This is a genomic window from Hymenobacter psoromatis, from assembly GCF_020012125.1.
GTDB lineage: Bacteria > Bacteroidota > Bacteroidia > Cytophagales > Hymenobacteraceae > Hymenobacter > Hymenobacter psoromatis.
Map to the genome: position 1 here is coordinate 919,907 of NZ_JAIFAG010000001.1, position 20,871 is coordinate 940,777.

A 20,871-nucleotide genomic window follows, 5' to 3' on the forward strand; every position below is an offset into this window, starting at 1 on the left:
CAGTCCGGCCAGCGCCGTAGCTTCGTAGGCGTGACGCCCTCCCTACCCCCCGCCGCGCCGCGCAAAATCATTCACCTCGACATGGATGCGTTTTATGCCTCCTTGGAGCAGCGCGACGACCCGGCCCTGCGCGGCCGGCCGCTGGCCGTGGGCGGCACCCGCGCCCGCGGCGTGGTGATGGCCGCCAGCTACGAGGCTCGGCAATTTGGGGTGCGCTCGGCCATGCCGGCGGCCACGGCGGCGCGCCTCTGCCCCGAGCTGCGGTTCGTGCCGCCACGCTTCGAGGTGTATAAGGAAGTGTCGGGCCAGATTCGGGAGATTATGGCCGAGTACACGCCACTCATCGAGCCCGTGGCCCTCGATGAAGCCTACCTCGACGTGACGGATAACCTGGCCGGCCTACCCCTCGCCAGCGAGGTGGCCCGTCAAATCAGGGCTAAAATCCTGGCGCGCACCCAGCTTACGGCCTCGGCGGGAATTTCCTACAATAAGTTTCTGGCCAAGCTGGCCTCCGACCGCCGCAAGCCCAACGGGCAGTATGTGATTCCGCCCGAGCGCGGGCCAGCGTTCGTGGCCGGGCTGGGGGTAGGCGAGTTTCACGGCATCGGGCCGGCTACGCAGGCGCGGCTGCACGCGCTGGGCATCTTCACTGGGGCCGACCTGCGCGCCCAGCCCGAGGCGTTGCTGCGCCAGCACTTCGGCAAGGCGGGCGGCTTCTACTACGCCATTGCCCGCGCTGAGGACCACCGCCCCGTGCGCCCCGACCGCCCCCGCAAGTCGGTGGGCACCGAAATGACCTTCGCCCAGGACCTGCACGACTTGCCCGACCTACTAGCCGCGCTGCTGCCCGTGGCCGCCAAAGTATGGGCCTACTGCCAGCGCACCGGCCAGTCGGGCCGCTGCGTTACACTCAAAGTCAAGTACGCCGACTTTCAGCAAATTACCCGTAGCCGCACCCTACCCGCCGTCGTGTTTGATGAAGCCGCCCTGCTCCGTCTGGGCCAGGACCTGCTAACGGCCCTGCTACCCCTGCCGCAGGGCGTGCGCCTGCTGGGCCTCTCGCTTTCTACTCTCGATGGTGCTGAGGCAACGGCCGGGCCGAGCGGGCAGCTGGCGCTTTTTTAGGGGGCTCAGGATAAAAGAACGCCGTGCTGATAAAGCAAGCATCTTGCTCACATGCATTGGCTTGCTTGGGTCTTGTAGCGCAGACAAGATGCTTCCTTCGTCAGCATGACGTTCTTTTACACTAGCAATTACCCAATATTTCTCCCCATGTCCGCCATCCAGGAAATTGAACAGCTCGAACGCCGGCGCTTCGACGCGCAGATTGCCAAAGACCTGCCGACGCTCGAAAGCATCTTTGCCGACGACCTCATCTACACCCACTCCAACGGCCACCAGGATGGCAAGGCGAGCTATATCGCGTCTATCGCCAGCGGCCAGAGCCGCTACGATAAGGTTGATATCGAGAATATGACCGTGCGGGCATACAACGACGACCACACGGCCATCGTCAACGCCCTCATCCAGATTGACCTCGGCCCCGGCGTCGACGGCCAGCCCAGCTTCACGCGCATCAAGTACGTGGTGGTCTACATCAAAGACGCCGCCAAAGGCTGGCAACTGGTGCTTTGGCACGCCCAGAAGCAAGCCGCGTAAGCACTGGCGCTAAAAGCTACAAGAACGGTCATGCTGAGCTTGTCGAAGCATCTCTGCCGCGTACCTAACTTCAAATGTTAGGAGTACTTGCGCGGCAGAGATGCTTCGACAAGCTCAGCATGACCGTTCTTGTAGCGCGCTACCTCTTACCGCCAGATGGCGGGTAGGCCGGTGCTACGGCCCAGTAGCGGGTCGGTGGCGGGCAGTGGTAGCGCGGCGATGTTTTTATCGGTTTGGGGGCGCTCACCGGGCAGGCCGCGATTCACGTCCCAGTGGCGGCCATCGGGATAAGCCCCCACTACGCCCAGGTTCTCGCCGCCCAGGTTTTTGTGCCCTACCCCCGCCGGAATCACCAGGATATCACCAGCTTGCACGCGCACTTTCTGGCCGCCCTCGCCGCCCAGGTGTAGCAGCGCCGCGCCCGCGTAAATGCCCAGTACCTCGTGCGATGTGCTGTGGTAGTGGTGAAATGGGTACACGCCGTTACGCCAGGAGTTGGTCCAGTTATTAGCGGCAAAGTGGCTTTCCAGCCACGCCGCGCCGGCCGCGTCGCGCGCCGCGAATGCCTGCCGGTACAGCAGCAGGGGATAGGCGCTATTCGGAATCGTGCCGTCGTCTTTGAAAAACAGCTTCTCGGGTTGCAGCAGGCGCGTGGGGCGAAAGGTGGCGGCCAGCGGAGCCAGGCCCAACAGCGGCAAAAAGGCGCGGCGTTTCATCTGGAAAGTGAGGTTTAAGTAGCGAGTCGTTTGTCATTGCCGCGCTCCACTGCGTTGCGCTCGCAAGGACAAACGGTTATTTCAGCACCGGTAGCGTCACACTCGAAGCGTGGCCGGACTCGTGGTAAACCCGAATGGTAGCCTTCTGAAAATCAGCCGCGTTGGCGGTAGAAATGTTAACGAATTGCTGCGGATTGCGGTCCACCAGCGGGAACCAGCTGCTTTGCACCTGCACTTGCAGGCGATGGCCTTTTTTGAAGGTGTGCAGCACGTCGTTCAGCTCATACTTCACCTCGGTGGGCACGTTGGGCTGGAAGGGCTCGGGCTTAGTGAAGCTGTTGCGGAAGCGGCCGCGCAACACGTCGGCGCGCACCAGGCGCTGGGTGCCGGGTAGGGTGGTATTTTGCGCGCCGGGGGCGGGGTCGGCCGCGTCGTCGGGCAGCACGTCGATGAGCTTTACCACGAAGTCGGCGTCGGTGCCGGAGGTGCTCACCCAGAGGTCCACGGCCAGCGGGCCGGCCACGGTCAGGTCGGCGGGCAGGGGTAGGGTTTGGAAGGTGAGCACGTCGGGCCGCTCGGCCGCAAAGCGCTGGTCGGCAATCATGTACTCGTTGCTGCGGCTGCTCAGGATACCGGGCGCGTAGGGCACCGGGTGCGCCGGGTCGCTGAGGTATTCGGAGAAGGTAGGGGAAGCTATTGAGTTAGCCGGTTGTGTGCGGACGATGTGAAAGTCAGACTGCTGCTGATAAGGAGCAAGCTGCCCTTCTACTACTCCATAGAGAACACCGCCCGGCTGAAAATAAAACGGCATTTCCTGCGCCGCCTTGGGCGGCCAGGCGGGGTAGGTTTTCCAGTCGTTCGTGCCCGTGTCGAACACCGTGGCTTCGGCCGCGTTGAAGCTGCCTTTGTCTTTCAGGTAGAAGTTGAAAAACGGCGTTTCCAGGGTGCGGCGGAAGTATTCGGCGGTGTTTTGGCCAAACGTCAGGGGGCCGAATTTGCTCCAGTCGGGCCGGCTCCAGGCCCCGTGGGTCCAGGGGCCCATCACGAGGCGGTTGGTGGCGGCGGGGTTCTGCTTTTCGATGGCCTGGTAGGTGTGCAGCGCCCCAAACAGGTCCTCGGCATCGTACCAGCCGCCGACGACCAGCACGGCCGGCCGCACGCCCGTGAGGTGCGGCCGGATATTGCGCGCCTGCCAGTAGGCATCGTAGGTGTCGTGGGCCAGGTACTCGTTCCAGATGCGCGCCCGGCCGTTGAAATACTGGCTCTGATTGGCGTTTTTGATGGGCCCTAGGTCCAGGAAAAACTGGTAGGCATCGGCAATTTTCGGCGCAAATAATTGCTGGTACGCCGCCACCGGCTGGGGCCGGGGCACGTCGAAATAATTGGTAAAATCGAAGTTATCGAGCAGAAAAAACGCCCCGCCGTGCCGGGCATCATCGCCGATAAACTCGTCGGTAACCGGGGCCTGCGGCGACACGGCTTTCAGCGCCGGGTGGGCGTTGGGCAGGCTGGCCGAGGCGTAAAAGCCGGGGTAGGAAATGCCCGTAATGCCCACCCGGCCGTTGTTGCCGGGCACGTGTTTCAGCAGCCACTCGATGGTGTCGTAGGTGTCGGTACTTTCGTCGTGGGCCTGGCCCTTGGCGGCCTTGCCGCCGCTACCGGGGGGTAGGGCGGGGGTCATTTCCTCAAACTGCCCTTCGCTCAGATAGCGCCCACGCACGTCCTGGTACACAAAAATATACTTCTCCTGGCTTAGCTCGCGGCTGGGGCCGGGGCCGCGGGTAGCGTAGGTGTCGGCCCCGCGCGGGCCGGCCGAATAGGGCGTCCGCTCCATCAGGAAGGGGTAGGGGATGGCTTTGCTCGCATCGCGCGGCACGTAGAGGATGGTGGCCAGCCGGGTGCCGTCGCGCATCGGAATGAGCTGCTCCAGTTTGCGGTAATTCTGGCGCACGAAGAGCGAGTCTTGGGTGCGAGTGGCCGGGGTGGTTTGGGCGGCGGCGGGCAGGGCGAGGGCGGCGGCCAGCAGCAGGCTGCCGGCCAGCCGGCGGGGGTAGGGATGGGGCATAAACGGGGGGCGAAAAGCGCTTGCGGACCGGAAAGTAATGCTTAGCTGACGTTTACTGGGCCACTGGTGGGGGGTAGGGCCGAAACCCCGGCGGCGGCTAGTAGTTTTAGCGCCGCAACGTTCCCTTTTCCTCCCAGGCTTTTTCTCATGGCTTACCTCCCCAACCCCGCCCGCTACGAGGCGATGCAATACCGCCGCTGCGGCCGCAGCGGCCTGCAACTGCCGGCCGTGTCGCTGGGCCTGTGGCAGAATTTTGGCGAGAAAGATGCCCAGGCCAACTGCCGCGCCATCCTGCGCACGGCCTTCGACGCGGGTATCACGCACTTCGACCTGGCCAATAATTACGGCCCGCCCCAGGGCTCGGCCGAGGAGATGTTTGGCCGCCTGCTGCACGACGACTTCCGCGGCTACCGCGACGAGCTCATCATCTCCAGTAAGGCCGGCTACGGCATGTGGCCCGGCCCCTACGGCGACGGCGGCTCGCGCAAGTATTTGATGTCCAGCCTCGACCAGAGCCTGCGCCGGATGAAGCTCGACTACGTAGATATTTTCTACCACCACCGCCCCGACCCCGACACGCCCGTGGAGGAAAGCATGGGTGCCCTCGATAGTATGGTGCGCCAGGGTAAGGCCCTGTACGTGGGCATCTCCAACTACCCACCCGAGCAGGCGCGGCGCGCCATTGAGGTGCTGCGCGCGCTGGGCACGCCCTGCCTCATCCATCAGCCCAAGTACTCGATGCTGGTGCGCGAGCCCGAAAAGGGCCTGCTCGATGTGCTGGCCGAAGAGGGGGTAGGGTGCATCCCGTTCTCGCCCCTGGCCCAGGGCCTACTGACCGACAAGTACTTAGCCGGAGTGCCCGACGACTCGCGGGTGGCCCGCAACCTCGGCAACGGCGCGCTCGACGAAAACCAGCTCACGTCCCCCAACGTGGCCAAAGTGCAAAAGCTCAACGAACTGGCCCAGGCTCGCCACCAAACAATGGCCCAGCTGGCCCTGGCCTGGGTGCTGAAAGACCCGCGCATCACGTCCGTCATCATCGGGGCCAGCAAGCCGAGTCAGGTAACCGACGCCATCGGCAGCCTGAAAAATTACCAGTTCAGCCAGGAGGAGCTAGCGCGGATTGAGGAGATTTTGAAGTAAGTGGGCGAATAAGTGAATAAAAGAATGTCATGCTGACGAAGGAAGCATCGCGCTCGCGCAAATAACCTCAGACGTTAGGTTTACTTGCGCGAGCGAGATGCTTCCTTCGTCAGCATGACGTTCTTTTAGCATCCATTCCCCACTCCCCCTACGGTGACACCACGAGCGGCGAGCCGGGCAGCAAGCGTAGCGTAGTGTCGAGGCGCTGGGTGATGACGAGCCGGCGAAAATCGCGGCGCAGGTCGGTTTGGGCCTGGCGCTGCTCCTGCTTCTGGAAGAGCTTAACGCGAAACTTATCGCGGGGCGCGGCGCGGCTGAGGTTGACGTAGGTGAGCGGGGCGCGGCGGCGGCGCACGGGCTCGCCGGCCCGGATGCGGGCCACGCGTTTCTCGTTGTTGCCCGTGAGGGCGTGCAGCGCGTTCAGGCCCACGTAGAGGCTGGCGGGGCCGGCGAAGTCGTAGCGGCCGCTCACCCGCAGCTCGGTCAGGTTGCTGTTCAGGCGCAGGTCGGGGATGAGCAATTCGCCATTATTCAGAATAAACTCGCTGCTCACGGGCTCAAAATACAAATGGCTGGTGCGCTTGTGAAACAGGCTAAAAGCTTCTTGCAGCGGCTGCACGTCTACCAGTTCCAGGTCGCGCAGGTCGGCTTTGAGGTAGGCGCTGGTGCGGTCGAGGGTAGGGATGAATTTCTCGTTGAGGTCGGTGCGCAGGGCGGCCGCGCAGCGCAGGGTACCGCGCACGTTGCTCTCGCTCAGCACATCCAGTTGCATATCGCTGGCGGTGTTAAATAATTCGGGCAGCTGAATATCTTCCAGCAGCACCTGGGCCTGCAAGGGGTGGTGGCGGCGGCCGGCATCGGTGCGTAGGCGGCCGTGCAGCGCCACCCGGCCCCCGAGCGCATTCACAGTGCAGTCGTCCACGATGGCCTCGCCAGCCTGCAAGCGCGACACCAGTTGAAACCGGGTGCCCCGCACGGCGGCGTAGCGCACGCGGTCGGCCTCCACGCGTAGCAGGGCCGTGAAGCGCCCGTCGGCAATAACCGAGCTGACCGGCGCGGGCGCGCTGCCCACTGGCAGACTGGCCGCTCGCCGCGCCGCCCGCAGGGCCCGCCGCCCCGCCAGCGTGGCCGAGTCAGCGCGGGGCGGAGCCACGCTGGCCAGCATCCGCAGCAGGGCCGGCACGTCGAGCGAGGGGTAGCGCAAATAAAGATTAGCATCGGCACGCACCAGGTGCACGCCTTGCAGCTGCACCGTGGCCGAGCCGCTGCCTATTCCCCCCTGCGGGTCCTGGAAGTACACGTAGGGCAGGTTGAGGCGCTGGCCCTGCTTGTCGAAGCGCAGGCGCAGGTCGTGTAGCTTTTCGCCGTTGGGCAATTGCAAGGTGTTGATTTCGTAGTTGATTTTGCCATTAGCTGCTAGCAGCAGCTCGCGCAGGGCCGGGCTGCGCGGCGACCGGGCTGGGTGCTGAGGCGGGTGCATAAGGCGCGCCAGCACATAGGCGTAGCTGAGAGTATCAAATTTAAAATCAAGGTTGTAGGCTACTGGTACCACCCGGTTGGCCGAATCGGTGGGCCACTGGGCCTGGCCGCGCACCTCCCCATTCCAGAATTTACCCTGAATATCGCTGAGCTGCACCCGCTCGCCATCGTGACGCACGCGCACGGCCAGGTCGCGCAGCGTGTCGGTGGCCAGGGGCAGGCGGCCGCAGCGCACCGCCACGTCGAGGTACATGCCGGCCGGAATAAGGTGGCTGCCCAGCGTGGTGGCAATGCGCCGCCGGTCGGCCAGGCTGCGCGGCCCGCGCCGGCCGGGCCGGCTCGCTGCCCTACCCCCCGCCCCCGGCCGCAGCAGCTGCCGCAGGCTGCCCAGGTCCAGCTCATCCACCGCGAAGCTGCCCCGGATGGCGGTAGTGGGGTGCTGCCCGGTAAGGTAGTCGAGCAGGTAGGTAGTAGTGGCCGAAGCCCGGAAGCACATGCCCGCCAGCACGCCCGAGGCATTATCAAGCTGCCAGAGACTGTCGCGCAGTCCAATGCGTACGTCAAGCCCATGCAGGTCGCCGGGGTGGCCGTCCAGCTCAAAGGTGGCATCGTGCAGGGTAGCCGTGCCGCGCACCGACAGCGTGTTGCCAAACTGCCCGCGCCGCAGCTGCCCCATTGCCGGCAGCCGGCCCGCCAGCCGCACGTCGAGGTCAGCAATGCCGCGCCGGGCGCGCCAGTGCTCGGGCGAAAGCAGGGCCGTGAGTGCTGGCAGCCCGGTGCGCCCGTGCAACTGCCCGCGCACGTAGGGCCGCCGAAAATCGCGCAGCTCAAACGCCACGTCAAGCTGCCCCACCGGCGAGTAGATGCGGCACTGGCTCAGGGTCAGGGACATGGTTTCGGGCAGGTGCGCCGGGCCGTTGTCATACGTGCCCTGCAAGTCCCAGCGGTCGATGCGCCGGGCCGGGTCGGGCCAGCGCACGCGGGCCCCGCGCAGCCCGAAGTGCAGCACCACGCGTGGGCGCACTTTAGGGCCGCTCAAGCCCGTCATCAGGTACTCGATGTGCGCCTTGCTGGCGCTGGTGGCCCCGGCCAGCATGGGCCGCAGCGAGGGGGGTAGGGTGGCATGCAGCACGGCCAGCAGCGGCTGGCTGCCCGCAAAGCGCAGGTTCAGCACCGTGCCTCTAGGTAGGCCTGCGCCCGCCGCCAGGTCGGGCGAGTGGGTGCCGCTGACGCGGATGGTATCGCCGTTGAGCGTGGCCCAGGTGCGGGCAAACTCGCCCCGCCGGGTACCAAAATCATAGCGGTAGTGCAGGTAGGCCCGCAGGGGCTCGTCGGTGAGCAGGTCGCCGGTGCGGTTGCGCAGCTTCACCAGGCGGCCCCGCACGCGCCCCTGCACGGCCAGCACGCCCTGGTGCAGGCTGGCGGCCAGCCGCGCCTGGTACACGCGCCCCAGCAACGCATTGTGGGTGTAGTCGTTGCGGGTAAAAATGCCGAAGTTGTAGATAATAACCGAGTCGAGAGCCAGGTCAATTTTGGGCGGCGGGGCCACCGAGGCTTGCTTCTTGCCGCGCAGTCCCCACACCTGGCCCAGCGAGTCCACGCGCTGGCCAATGGCCACGTCGTGCAGGGTCAGGCGGGTTACTTCCACGCGGTGGTGCAGCAGGGCGCGCAGGTTCAGGCGCAGGTCGGCGCGGCCCAGGCGCAGCACGGGTAGGGTGCGGTGGTGGGCGCTGTCGCTCAGGGTGAGATGGCGCAGCGAAGCCGTGAGGTGCGGAAAATCGCGCCACACCGAAAATTCTACGTCAAACGGGGCCAGCACCAGCTCCGAATTGCCGGTTAGCTGCTCGCGCACGAGCCGTTGCACGTAGGGCTTGGCGTAGCGGCTGCTCAGCAGCCAGCCGCCTACCCCCAGGGCCAGCAGCAGCAGCAAAAAAACAGCACCCAGCACGCGCCAGACGAGAAACGACTTCATACGGCAAGCTACGTTAGCCGGGCTCATCCGGTCGGCGGCGCGCCGGCCGGCCCGCCTTTTTGGCCCCCGGCGGCCGGGCTAGGCTGGCGCTAACGACCTTAAACCCCATCTTTGCCGTTCTTATTGTCTCGTGCCGCTCGGGTAGGTTCTGGGGAAATTAAAAATTAAAAATGATAAATTAAAAATTTGATGGTCAGATTTTTAATTTATCATTTTTAATTTTTAATTTCCTGAAAATCCGGCCTGCAAACCGCTACCCTCATCCTACCGCTTTATGAACCGCCGCGCTTCCATCACCGACCTGGCCAGGGAACTGGGCTTGTCGCCTTCGACCATCTCGCGGGCCCTGGCCGACCACCACGACGTGAGTGAGGCCACCAAGGTGCGCGTGCGCCAGCTGGCCAAGGAGTTGCACTACCATCCCAACCCGCTGGCCGCTGGCCTGCGCCGCGGCCGCAGCAACACGCTCGGCGTGATAGTGCCGCACATCACGGGCTATTTCTTTCCCGAAGTCATTCACGGCATTGCCAGCGAAGCCAGCGCGGCAGGCTTCAACGTCATGATTTGTCAATCGAACGAGAATGCCGACCAGGAAAAGCAGATTATCGAGCTGCTGATGGGGGCGCAGGTGGCCGGCATCTTACTCTCGCTCTCCGACACGACCACCGATTTTGAGCACTTCGAGGCCGTGCGCCAGCAGGGCGTGCCGCTCGTGTTTTTCGACCGGGTAGTGCAGGGCTTCAAGGGGCCGAATGTGACCTCCGTCACGCTCAACGACTACCTGGGGGCCTACCAGGTAACCGAGCACCTGTTGGCGCAGGGCTGCCGGCGCATCGCGCACTTCACCGGCCCGCTGCACGTCAACATCCACCAAAACCGCCACCAGGGCTACCTCGACGCGCTGGCCGCCCACGGCATTGCCCCCGACCCGCGCCTCATCGCCTTCTGCGAGCTGAGCCAGCAGGGCGGGGCCGCCGCCATGCGCGGCCTGTTGCGCCTCTCGCCCACCCGCCGCCCCGATGGCGTGTTCAGCTCCAACGACCTAGCCGCCGTGGGGGCCATGCAGGTGGCCAAAAAGCACGGCTGCCGGGTGCCCGAAGATATAGCCATTGCTGGCTTCAGCAACGAGGTATTTACCCAGCTCACCGAGCCCGCCCTCACCACCGTGGACCAGCGCTGCGAGCAAATGGGCCGCACTGCCGTGCAGCAGCTCCAAAAAATGCTCCCTACCCCCGAGCACAAGCCCAGCACCCCCCGCGGTATCGTGCTCAAGCCCCGATTGATAGTGCGCGACTCGTCGCAAAGGGGGGGGTAGGGCCGGGCGCTAGTTAGCCGATAGCTGTTCGCGGGCCATTTGCTGGGCCAGGCCCTCGCGCAGCAGGGCCGCCTCGGCAAAGTGCCGGTCGCGGAGCAGGCGGCGGTAGCGGGCCGGAATGGGCTGCCCCGCCGCGTAGGCCCGGTTGATGGCCAGCAGGTGGTCTTTGTTGAAACGGTTGGCGTGCACCACGAAGCCCACCAGCGTGCCCGCCAGCACCGCGATGCCGAGCGGAGGTGAAATGGCTTCGCTGGCTACGTGCTGCTGCCCGCGGCTGTCGGTAGTCGAAAGGGGTAAGGCCAGCGAAACCCCCACGATAAACGGAATGGTGTACAGGAAGCCCGCGTAGCGGCGCTTGCGAAACAGCGAGAGCAGCGCCCCGGTAGTGTCGGCCCCGCTGCTGGCACTGGCCTGGTAGCGCGGCAGGTACCAGTTATTGAAAACGAGCACGGCCCCGGCGTCGGCGGGCGAAGCCCCGAGGGGCGGGGTGGGGACGTTGGTTTGGGCCGCCAGCGGCAGGCACAGCAGCCAGGCCGCCAGCAGGCAAAGTACGAAGCGCATGGTAGGCAAGGCGTTACTTAACGGTTGGGGCGGCCGGGGTAGCCGGGGCCGGCTGCGCGCTGATGTGCTTATAGGGCACGATGGGTGCCGTAAACAAGCGCCGCTTGAGCTTGCGGCGCAGCGAGTGGGGTAGGGGCTGGCCCGCCGCGTAGGCCGCGAGTACCTGCTCCAGGTGGCCGTTGCTGTAGCGTAGCAGCTTGGCCGTGCCGTAGGCTAGGAAGGGCGTCGCCACTAATAGCGCCCCGCCCATATTGGTGCCACCGTCAGTAGTAGTGGTGTTATAGCCGCCGTAACTGGTAGTAGTAGTGCCCGAGCTGGCGGTGCCGAGGCGCACCGCCGAAAGCATGGCGGCAATCATCCACTCTACGCCCCCCGCCTGTCGCCGGCTATAGAGGTTAATAATGGCCTGGGCCGTGTCGTTGGTGAGGTATTGCCCGCGCAGGCGCTGCTTCAGCTGCTGCGAAGCCAGGGTTTCGCCCTTCGCGGGCGTTTGGGCGCGGGCGGTGCCGGCCCACAGGCTTGAACTCAGGAACACCGCGAAAAGTAAGCGTTTTATCATGGGAAATTATATACTTGAAAAAATATCAGTAGATTAGTTGGATAGCTAGCTGCGTCCCCAATTGTTATGCCAACCAGCTACTGCCCGCCCCCTCGGCGCGCCACGCTGAGGGCGGTCCACTTCCTGACAAGCTTCCGCACAAAAAAAACCGCCGACCTGACGCCAGCGGAATTGAAGAACGAGCGAGCAGACAGTTACTATCCTTTCTCGCCGGTAAGTACCAGGGAGCCAAAGGGTAGGGAAAGCTTTCCCGCTACGAGCAGCGGCTCCAGCTTGCGGAACAACGTGGCCTTGATGGCGGCGCGGGTGGCTTCGTCGGCCTGGCTCATGGCGGCCACTACGGGGGCGGCTATTTCCAGCATATTTTGCCAGTAGTGCTCGGGGCCGTCGAACTCGACGGTGCTTTGCACTTCTTCGGCGTGCACGCCGGAGAAGCCAGCTGTTTCGAGCAGGCCGGCCAGCATTCCCGGCTGGGCGCAGCGAAACATGCCGGGGGCCAACGGCGCGGGTGCGGGCAGCGCCAGGTGGGGGCTCATGCTGGCCATCATGGTGGCTATCCAGGGGTTGTGGGCCGGGGCCGCCCACACGCAGGTGGCCAGCCGGCCGCCGGGCTTCAGCACCCGGTGCATTTCCTGGGCAGCCAGCAGCATATCGGGGAAAAACATGAAGCCCATGCGGCAGCTCACGGCATCGAAGCGCTGGTCCAGGAAGGGTAGGGCGCAGGCATCGCCGGCCACGGCCGCGTAGTTGGCCAGGCCCTGCTGGGCGGCATTGTCGTGGGCTACGGCCAGCATTCCTACGGAAAGGTCTAACCCCACCACGCTGCCCTGCGATGCGAGCCGCGCGATGCTCAGGCCCGGCTCGCCGGTGCCGGTGGCAATGTCCAGCACCTGGTCGGTGGGCTGAATATGCAGCGCCTCAATAATTTTCGTGCCCATCGGGCGCAAAAAATCCATCGTCCAGGCATCCCACTTGCGCCAGCCGGGCGAAAACGTATCCCAGGTTTGCTGCTGCTGGTCGCGGATTTGAGTAAGGGCGGCTTCCATAGAACGGGGGAAATAGGGGTAGCGGGAACGCGAATGAATGTTTGAAATTAAGCGTAATTAATTGAAAGTCAAAATAAAAAACTTCGTTAGCGTAGCGCCTAAAAAAGCCCCGCCAGCAGGTTGCTAGCGGGGCTTGGCGGCCGACTGATGACCAGGGAAGGGGATTGGGAAAAGGTATTGCTGCCCTACCCCCCCAGCAGTTCCAAGCCGTGGCGTAGCGCCCACAGGCTCCAGGCCACCACCATCAGCCCCACACCGATGAACATGAGGCGGGTAGGGATGCGCCCGGCCAGGCGGGCGGCCAGCGGCGCGGCCGCCACGCCGCCCACAATGAGGCCGGCCACAATTTGCCAGTGCGAGAGGCCGCCCATCGAGAAAAAGGTGAGCGCACTAGCGAGAGTCACGAAAAACTCGACCAGGCTCACTGTGCCGATGACGAAGTTGGGCGTGCGGCCGTTAGCAATGAGTGTGCTCGTGACCAGCGGCCCCCAGCCGCCCCCACCAAACGAATCGAGGAAGCCACCCGCACCAGCCAGCCAGCCCGCATTCTTCACTTTGCGGCGCACCTGCGGCTGTTTGCGCACGGCCTTGGCAATGATGCGGATGCCCAGAATGAGCAGGTATACGGCCAGCAGCGGCTTGATATAATTCGCGTATTTGACCCCAAAATGGACCAGCAGCAGCGCCCCGCCCACCGAGCCCGCGATGCCGGGCAGCAGCAGCACCTTGAACAGCCGCTTATTCACGTTGCCAAACTGGTAGTGGTGGTAGCCCGACGCGCCGCTGGTAAACATCTCGGCCGTGTGAATACTGGCGCTTACCGCCAACGGGTTCAGCCCCAACGACATTAAGCTGATGGCCGATACCACGCCGTAGCCCATGCCCAGCATCCCGTCAATAAGCTGCGCCCCAAAACCCACCGCTACGAAGGTGTAGAACATGCCCGAATTCTGAGCGATGTGCAACACCTGCGGCCAGGTAAAATAATACGATAAAATGCTGAGCACCAAGAAGCCCGCGAACGCGGCCAGCGAATAGGTTGCCACCCGCTGCCAGTAGGCCACGGCCGCTACCTCATCGGGGGGGCCGAGGGCGGCCACGGCGTGCAGGCGGCGGGCGGCCGCGCCAGCCCGCACCAGCCCGTGCAGCACGGCATCATCGGTGGCCACCAGCACGAGGTCGTGGCCGGGTAGGTCGTTGGGCTCGAAGGTGCGCTCCAGCAGTACCACCTGCGGGTGGCGGGCGGCCAGAGCGCGCAGGGTGGGCCGCAGCCGCGGAGCCACTACCGTGACGGCGGCCGTGGGCTCGGCGGCCAGCACGGCCGCGAGCTGCTCTAAAGCTTCAGGGCCGCCGCCCACCAGCAAAATACGCCGCTGCGCCAAGTCCAGAAACACGGGTAGCGGGCCGCCGCCCACCGGCCTGGGCCTGGGAGCAGCCGCGGTTGGCGGCGGGGGCGTAAGCAGGTCAGTTGCCATAATTCGAGGTAAAATACGACTCAGGCGTGAAAATCCAACCCGCGCACGGTGGCTTTCACTACCCCCGTCCGCACCACGAAGTCGCCAAAACCCTCATTGAACTGGCGATTAGTGGCGTAAGTGGCCAACAGGGGAGTTAATTCCTGCAAAATGTCATCTTCATCCAGCATCTCACGGTAGAGCTTATTAAGCCGTTCGCCGGCGTGGTCGGCGCCTAGGTAGAGGTTGTAGCGGCCGGGCGCGCGGCCCACCAAGCCGATTTCGCCCAGGTAGGGGCGGGCGCAGCCATTCGGGCAGCCCGTCATGCGGATGAGGATGCCGTTTTCGGCCAGGCCGTGGGCCCGAATTACGGCATCGAGCTTATCGAGCAGCTGGGGCAGGTAGCGCTCGGCTTCGGCGAAGGCCTGCGAGCAGGTGTTGAGGGCCACGCAGGCCAGGGCGTCGCGGCGCAGGGCGGTGAGCTGCTCGGCCTTGGGCGCGGCACCGTTTTCTTCCAGAACAGCTTGAACACGAGCGCGGTGCTGCGGCTCAATGTTGGCCAGAATCAGGTTTTGGTTGCCCGTGAGGCGAAACTCGCCAGTGTGGAAGCTGCTGATTTCGCGCAGCGCCGACTTCAACCGGTAGCCCGGCCGGTCGAGTATGCGCCCGCCTTCCACAAACAACACGAGCTGCGACAAACCGTTGGTGCCCTGCGTCCACCCAAAGGCGTCGCTGGAGCTGTAAAACTGGTAGGGCCGCGCCTCGGCCAGCGCGTAGCCTAGGCGCTGGTGCAGCTCGGCCACCACGGCCGGCAGGCCCACGCGGTCGATGGTATACTTGAAGCGCGAGATTTTGCGGTTAGCGCGGTTGCCCCAGTCGCGTTGAATAGTCACGATTTTCTCGCACACTTCCAGTACTTTATCTGGAGTCACGAAGCCGATGAGGTCGGCCAGGCGGGGGTAGGTTTCGGGCAGGCCAAAGGTCATGCCCAGCCCACCCCCGATGGCCACGTTGAAGCCCGCCAGCGCGCCATTTTCCTCAATAGCGATAAGGCCAATGTCATTAGAAAAGATGTCGGAGTCGTTGTAGGGGGGTAGGGCCAGCGCGATTTTGAACTTGCGCGGCAGGTAGGTGTGGCCGTAAATCGGCTCGTCGTCCACGGCTTCGGTGGTTTCGAGCAGGCTGCCATCGAGCCAGATTTCGCGGTAGGCCGTGGTGCGCGGCGTGAGGTGCGTGCTGATGGCCTGGGCCAGCGCCACCACCTCGCCGTGCAGCGCCGACTCGTGCGGGTTGGTGTTGCACATCACGTTGCGGTTCACGTCGCCGCAGCCCGCGATGCTGTCCATCTGCACCTCATTAAAACCCTGAATAGCAGCTGGTAAATCGCGCTTCAACACGCCGTGCAGCTGAAACGTCTGGCGCGTGGTAAGCTTCATCGTGCCGTTGCCGTAGGCGTCGGCCAGCGCATCCAGGCGCTGCCACTGCGCCGCCGAGGCCACGCCGCCCGGCACCCGCACCCGAATCATAAAGGAGAACAGCGGCTCCAGCTTCTGGCGCTTGCGCTCGCTTTCGAGGTCGCGGTCGGTTTGCTGGTATGAGCCGTGAAACTTGATGAGGTGCGTATCGTCGGGGTTCAGCGCGCCGGTGAGGCGGTTGTTGAGGCTCTCGACAATAGTGCCGCGCAGGTAGCGGCTGGCAACTTTCACGTGCTCGACTTCGGAGTGCGCAGGGGGGGTAGGGGGCAGGATAACGGACATGGAATGGGGGAGTTAAAAGTTAAAAGTGAAGAGTTAAAATCGCGTAAGCCATTCAGCTTTAACTTTTAACGCTAAACTTTTAACTTATTTAATGCAGCACCGTGGCATCGAACGTGATGCTGGCGTAGTAGAGCGCCCCGATGGTGGGGCCGGCGGCGTACTGGTAGTAGCGGCGGTCAAACACGTTGGTGCCGCCGACTTTGATGGTCGATTTCAGATTCGGCACGCGCAGGTTTACCTGGGCATCGAGGTTGGTGTAGGCGGGAACCTGGCCGTTGGCCAGCGGGCTTTCCCAGTAAAAGGAAGTTTGCCAGTGGTACACGATGTTGAAGCCCAGGTTGCGCGCGATTTCGCGGTTGCCAAACGAGGCGCTGCCGGCCCATTTCGGGGTGTTGAAACCCGTCACGAACACGTCCGCCGCGCTGTTGGCCGACAAGGCGTTGTAGTTAATATTGCCGCCTGCCGTGAATTTGCCGATGAAGTTGTAGGTCAGGCCCAGCGTGGAGCCGTAGCTGTGGTAATTCTGGCGCGAGTTGGTGTACACGCGGTAGCGGTCCTGGCGGGCATCGCGGTTGGCGCGCAGGGCGGCCAGCGCGGCGGCATCGGTGCCCACGGCCACCTGGTTGCCGCTGGCATCTTTGGGCACGCTCACTTCTACCTGGCCCAAAAAGCCCGAGTACACGTTATAATACGCATCGGCGTCAATGGCTAACTTATTGTCGAGCAGCACGCTGCGGTAGCCCACCTCGAAGGCGTTGATTTGCTCGGGCTGCTCGGTGGGCAGGTTGGCTACTTGCAGCAGGCGGCTGTTTTGGGGCAGCACGGCGGCCTGGGCGGCGGTCGTGCCGTTGTTGGCGGCCACGTAGGCGTTCACGGCCGCGTTGAACTGGTCGATGGAGGCGCGGGTGTAGGAATTTTGCAGGTAATTCAGCCCGTCGTTCACGCGGGCCAGGCCGCCCACGCGGCGCACGTTGCCGTTGTTCACGAAGGAAAGGGCCTCAAACAGCGACGGAAAACGCCAGCCATTCTGGTACGAAGCCCGGAAATTGTGCTTCTCGGCCAGCGTGTACACGGCCGCCAGGCGCGGGTTTACCTTGGCCGTAAACTCGGGGTTATAATCCACCCGCAGCGACCCGGTGAGCTTAAGCTTGTCGTCGAGCAGCAGCTTAGTGCCCTGCACAAAGGCTCCGAACTTATTGTAATACACGTAGTTGCCGCCCGGCTGATTGCGCTCGGCCAGCGGCCGGCTGAAATCCACGAAGTTGTTGCCGTCGGGAATAATCTGGTACACGCGGGCATCGGCGCCCACCAGCACATCCAGAAACTTGATGCGCGGGCCCAGGTTCCAGGTGCCCTCGGTGTGGTAGGTGCGGCTGTGCTGCGACAGCGCCGCGCCGCCCGGAATGGGCGCGCCCTTCACGTTCACGCCGCTGTCCCAGTTATTTATACCGATAATCTGGTTTTTGAGGTCGTTGAAAGCCTGCGTGCCGGGCTCGGCGCGGCCGGCGTCGGCGGCGGCGCGGGCGGCCACCATCGCCGGGGCCAGCCCTACCCCCGCCTGTAGCTGGCTTTGCAGGGCAGTGGTGAATTTTTTGCCCCACACCGCGTTCGAGCCGTTTTGCAGGTCCAGGTTCAGCGCTAGTGGGTTGAGGTTGTACGAGTTACCCGTGTTTTCGAGCAGCGTGTAGGCCCGCACCGCAAAGTCGCTGCCCTTCAGCTCCAGTTTGTGGTTTTGCACCGTCACGCCATCGAGCTGAATTTTGTTGCCGCGCTGAAACACGCCGTCCATCAGCCCAAACCGGTAGTTGTAGCTCAGCTCTACCTTGTCGGTCAGCTTATAATACACACTGGCGTCGGCCTTGATGTTGCGCACCACGGGGTGAACCAGGTCCTTCTCGTAGTAGCCCGTGCGGGTTACGGTAAACGTCTGGTTTTTACCCTGATAAGGAATCGTAATGGAGAGCGACGAGTTGGTGTCGTCGCCGTAGCGGTTCCAGAGGTCGGCGGCCGGGTTGTAGGCGCCCGCCAGCTCCGGAAAGGCCGGGTTGGCCGTGGCCAGCGGCTGCGGGTTCTGGTCGGTTTGGGTGTTCGAGAGCCAGTCGGTGCCCCGCAGGTAGTCGAGGTTCACCTTGTAGGCCCAGCGGCTGTCGGTGCCAAACGCCTGCGCCCAGCGCACGGCCGTTTCGGTGAGCACGCTCGGGTTGCGGTCGATGCCATCGACGTGGTTTACCCCGATTTTTTGGTACACGCTCAGGCCCTGGTAGGTGTAGGCGCTCTTGGTGGTGAGATTGGCCAGGCCGTTGATGGCGTTCATGCCATACAGGGCCGAGGCCGCGCCGGGCGTGATTTCCACGCTGGCAATGTCCAATTCGGTCGGCCCGATGGCGTTGCCCAGCGGCACGCCCAGGGTGGCGGCCTGCATATCCACGCCATCCACGAGCTGCATGAAGCGGAAGTTATTCGGCACGTTAAAGCCCCTAGTATTCGGCACTTTAAAGGTGAGGCTGCTGGTGAGCATCTGCACGCCCTTCACGTTTTCGAGCGCATCATAAAAGCTCGGGGCCGGCGTTTCCTTGATGGCCCGAATGTCGAGCTTCTCAATGGCCACCGGCGACTTCAGCCGGCTTTCCTCCACCCGCGAGGCCGATACGACTACCTCACTGGTCAGCACGTTCTTCGCCTCTAGCGCTACCGAAACGGGCTGGCTGGCGCTGCCTATTTCCAGCTCCTGCGTATCGTGGCCCAGGGCGTTAAAGACCAAAATGAAGGGGTAGCGCAGCTTCGCCCTGAAGGCAAACCGGCCGTCGCTGTCGCTCTGCGTGCCCACGCTGGCACCCTTCACGCTAACGCTGACGCCGGGCAGCGCCTCCCCGGTGCCTTTTTCGCGCACTACGCCACTGATGGCAATCAGGTCGGTTTGGGCCAGGGCATCCACTGGGCTGGCAAGCAGCAGGGCCGGGGCTAAGACAAAAGAAGAGTAAACGGGCTTCATTCCAAAAAAATATAACTTTCAGTAAATGAGGCAGTGAGTGCGGGCCGGCTGGCCCAGATTAGTCAGGAATCCGGCGGCTGCAAATAGCGAACCTGGCTCCAGGCTGGCTTCAACAACAGCACCCAGCGAGGCTGGCAGCGGCAAGTATTTTCGGAGGTAGGAAAGCGCTCATCATGATTTTGCCCTTCAAAAAGGGCGGGTTAATCAACTATTCTTCCGGTTGATTTTTAAATAGTTACTAATACACGTCTTCCAGATACCGGCGCTGCTTGCGCAGGTTTTTCACGTAGGCCGTGGCCTCGGCGGGCGCGAGGCCGGCTTCCTTTTCTACTACCTGAATAAGGGCCGCCAACACGGCGTGGCCGAGGCGGGTTTTATCGCCGCACACGTAAAAATGCGCCCCGTTTTCGAGCCAGCCAAACACGTCGCGGCTGTTCTCAAGTAGCCGGTCCTGCACGTACACCTTCTGGGCCTGGTCGCGCGAAAACGCCACGTCGAGCCGCGCCAGGCCGCCGCGCTTGAGGTGCTGCTGCCACTCGGCCTGGTAAAGGAAGTCGGTGGTAAAGTGCGGGTTACCAAACAGCAGCCAGTTGCGCCCGGCCGCGCCCAGCTCCACGCGCTCCTCCACAAAAGCCCGGAACGGCGCCACGCCCGTGCCCGCGCCCACCATAATGAGGTCCGTGTCGCCGGTGGGGGGTAGGCGGAAATATTCGTTCTGCTGCACATACACCCGCGCCTCGTCGCCCACCGCCACGCGGTCGGCCAAAAACGATGAGCACACGCCGTGCTTGCGGCGGCCGTGGGCCTCGTAGCGCACGGCGCTCACCGTGAGGTGCACCTCGTCGGGGTGGGCCAGCAGGCTACTGGCGATGGAGTAGGCGCGGCTGGGCAGCGGCCGCAGCGTGTCGGCCAGGGCCTGGGCGGTGAGCTGGTCGGTGGGAAAATCGGTGAGCAAATCGGCCACGTCGCGGCCGTAGAGGTAGGGTTGCAGGCGGGCCGAATCGGCCAGCAGGCCGTGCAGCTCGGCGTGCGGGGCCAGGGCAGCGTAGCGCTCCAGTACGTCGCGGGTCAGCACCGTCAGCTCGCGGCGGCTGGCCAGCGCGGCGGCCAGGGGTAGGCTTTCGTCGCCGAGCCGCACCGGGGCCATGTCGCTGAGGCGCGAGGCCTTTAACACCTCCTCTACCAGCGGGTTATGGTTAACGGGCACCACCGCCAGCGCGTCGCCGGGCGCGTAGCGCAGGCCCGCGCCCGCCAGGTCCAGCTCCAGGTGGTACGTCTCCTTGTCCGAGCCGCGGCCATTGAGCTGAATGCTGTCGAGCACCCTGGCCTGCCAGGGGTTTTCGTGGGTGTATTCGGCCGCCGGGAGGGGGGTAGGGGCCGCGGCCACGGCCGCGCCTCCAGCCCCAGCCGTGGCGGCGACACGCGCAGTAGCCGCGCCGGCCAGCACGTCCAGCACGGCGTCAATCCACTGCGCGGCGGGCGCTTTGAAGGCCACGTCCACATCCACGCGGTCGAGCAGGCGCGTGCCGCCCAGCTCGGCTAGCTTTTGGTCGAAGTCCTTGCCCGTCTGGCAGTAGTGCAGGTAGCTTTTGTCGCCCAGCGCCAGCACCGCGTAGCGCAGCTTCGGCAGCTTCGGCGCCCGCGAGCCCGTGATAAACTGGTGCAATTCCTCGGCGCTGACCGGCGGCTCGCCCTCGCCGTGCGTGCTCACGATGACGAGCAGATTCTCCTCCTGCGCCAGCTGCCGGGGAGGGTAGTCGTTCATGTCGCGCACCTCCGCCACCAGGTCGCGCGTAGCGGCGGCCGCGGCCGCCTGCTCGGCTATTTTCTTGCCGTTGCCAGTGTGCGAGCCGTAGAGAATAGTAAGCTTTTGGGTGCCTGGCGTGGCCACGGCCCCGGCTACGGCCGCCTGGCCGGCCCCGGCCGCCTGGCCGTAGAAATAGCCGCTCAGCCACGCCAGCTGCTGCGCCGTGAGGCCACGGGTAAGCTGCTGCAAGCTGGCCTCATCGAGGGCGGGCGGAAGAACAGGAAGCATAAGATTGAGGGTAAATACAGAATTTAGGAAGTCAGTTTTTTTAGCGAGTTAAAAGTTAAAAGTGAAGAGTTAAAGCACTTTCATCCTGAATTTTAACTCTTCACTTTTAACTAAGTAA

General features: G+C 63.9%; 14 protein-coding genes. 4 read left to right on the plus strand and 10 right to left on the minus strand.

Going from position 1 to position 20,871, the window contains the following annotated elements; translation table 11 throughout:
* Nucleotides 1–30 precede the first annotated feature (30 nt).
* Nucleotides 31–1,125, plus strand: a complete 1,095-nt coding sequence (dinB, locus tag LC531_RS03890; RefSeq protein ID WP_223649013.1) for a DNA polymerase IV — start codon at nucleotides 31–33, stop codon at nucleotides 1,123–1,125.
* 147 nt (nucleotides 1,126–1,272) lie between these two features.
* Entirely contained in the window at nucleotides 1,273–1,659 is a 387-nt protein-coding gene (locus LC531_RS03895; RefSeq protein ID WP_223649014.1) for a nuclear transport factor 2 family protein, read from the plus strand.
* Nucleotides 1,660–1,805: 146 nt separating this feature from the next.
* Here LC531_RS03895 and LC531_RS03900 read toward each other — a convergent pair whose 3' ends face one another.
* Nucleotides 1,806–2,375 (minus strand): cupin domain-containing protein, encoded by a 570-nt coding sequence (locus tag LC531_RS03900; protein WP_223649015.1) that lies wholly within the window; start codon nucleotides 2,373–2,375, stop codon nucleotides 1,806–1,808.
* A 76-nt stretch (nucleotides 2,376–2,451) separates the two neighbouring features.
* Nucleotides 2,452–4,440 carry a CocE/NonD family hydrolase gene (locus LC531_RS03905; RefSeq protein ID WP_223649016.1) on the minus strand — a complete coding sequence of 663 codons (1,989 nt, stop codon included), beginning with the start codon at nucleotides 4,438–4,440 and terminating at the stop codon, nucleotides 2,452–2,454.
* A 147-nt stretch (nucleotides 4,441–4,587) separates the two neighbouring features.
* On the opposite strand from LC531_RS03905, the gene mgrA reads away from it, so the two are divergent.
* The gene (gene mgrA, locus LC531_RS03910) at nucleotides 4,588–5,583 is read left to right on the plus strand and encodes an L-glyceraldehyde 3-phosphate reductase (protein WP_223649017.1); all 996 of its coding nucleotides are present in this window, start codon (nucleotides 4,588–4,590) and stop codon (nucleotides 5,581–5,583) included.
* A 148-nt stretch (nucleotides 5,584–5,731) separates the two neighbouring features.
* Here the strand turns inward: mgrA and LC531_RS03915 are convergent, their stop codons facing one another.
* Nucleotides 5,732–9,034 carry an AsmA-like C-terminal region-containing protein gene (locus LC531_RS03915; protein ID WP_223649018.1) on the minus strand — a complete coding sequence of 1,101 codons (3,303 nt, stop codon included), beginning with the start codon at nucleotides 9,032–9,034 and terminating at the stop codon, nucleotides 5,732–5,734.
* A gap of 274 nt (nucleotides 9,035–9,308) precedes the next feature.
* On the opposite strand from LC531_RS03915, the gene LC531_RS03920 reads away from it, so the two are divergent.
* Nucleotides 9,309–10,349 (plus strand): LacI family DNA-binding transcriptional regulator, encoded by a 1,041-nt coding sequence (locus LC531_RS03920; protein ID WP_223649019.1) that lies wholly within the window; start codon nucleotides 9,309–9,311, stop codon nucleotides 10,347–10,349.
* Between the two features lie 9 nt (nucleotides 10,350–10,358).
* Here LC531_RS03920 and LC531_RS03925 read toward each other — a convergent pair whose 3' ends face one another.
* From LC531_RS03925 to LC531_RS03955, 7 genes are all read right to left on the minus strand, one after another.
* Nucleotides 10,359–10,910, minus strand: a complete 552-nt coding sequence (locus LC531_RS03925) for a hypothetical protein (protein ID WP_223649020.1) — start codon at nucleotides 10,908–10,910, stop codon at nucleotides 10,359–10,361.
* 13 nt (nucleotides 10,911–10,923) lie between these two features.
* Nucleotides 10,924–11,469, minus strand: coding sequence for a hypothetical protein (locus tag LC531_RS03930; RefSeq protein WP_223649021.1), 546 nt, complete (start codon nucleotides 11,467–11,469; stop codon nucleotides 10,924–10,926).
* A 197-nt stretch (nucleotides 11,470–11,666) separates the two neighbouring features.
* The gene (locus LC531_RS03935; protein WP_223649022.1) at nucleotides 11,667–12,515 is read right to left on the minus strand and encodes a class I SAM-dependent methyltransferase; all 849 of its coding nucleotides are present in this window, start codon (nucleotides 12,513–12,515) and stop codon (nucleotides 11,667–11,669) included.
* A 185-nt stretch (nucleotides 12,516–12,700) separates the two neighbouring features.
* Nucleotides 12,701–13,990, minus strand: a complete 1,290-nt coding sequence (locus LC531_RS03940) for a TSUP family transporter (protein WP_223649023.1) — start codon at nucleotides 13,988–13,990, stop codon at nucleotides 12,701–12,703.
* 20 nt (nucleotides 13,991–14,010) lie between these two features.
* Complete coding sequence (cysI, locus tag LC531_RS03945) at nucleotides 14,011–15,726, minus strand: assimilatory sulfite reductase (NADPH) hemoprotein subunit (RefSeq protein ID WP_223649024.1); 1,716 nt, start codon at nucleotides 15,724–15,726, stop codon at nucleotides 14,011–14,013.
* Nucleotides 15,727–15,814: 88 nt separating this feature from the next.
* Nucleotides 15,815–18,718: a TonB-dependent receptor domain-containing protein gene (locus LC531_RS03950; RefSeq protein WP_223649025.1), complete on the minus strand. Its 2,904-nt coding sequence runs from the start codon at nucleotides 18,716–18,718 to the stop codon at nucleotides 15,815–15,817.
* 238 nt (nucleotides 18,719–18,956) lie between these two features.
* Entirely contained in the window at nucleotides 18,957–20,753 is a 1,797-nt protein-coding gene (locus LC531_RS03955) for an assimilatory sulfite reductase (NADPH) flavoprotein subunit (protein WP_223649026.1), read from the minus strand.
* Nucleotides 20,754–20,871 lie beyond the last annotated feature (118 nt).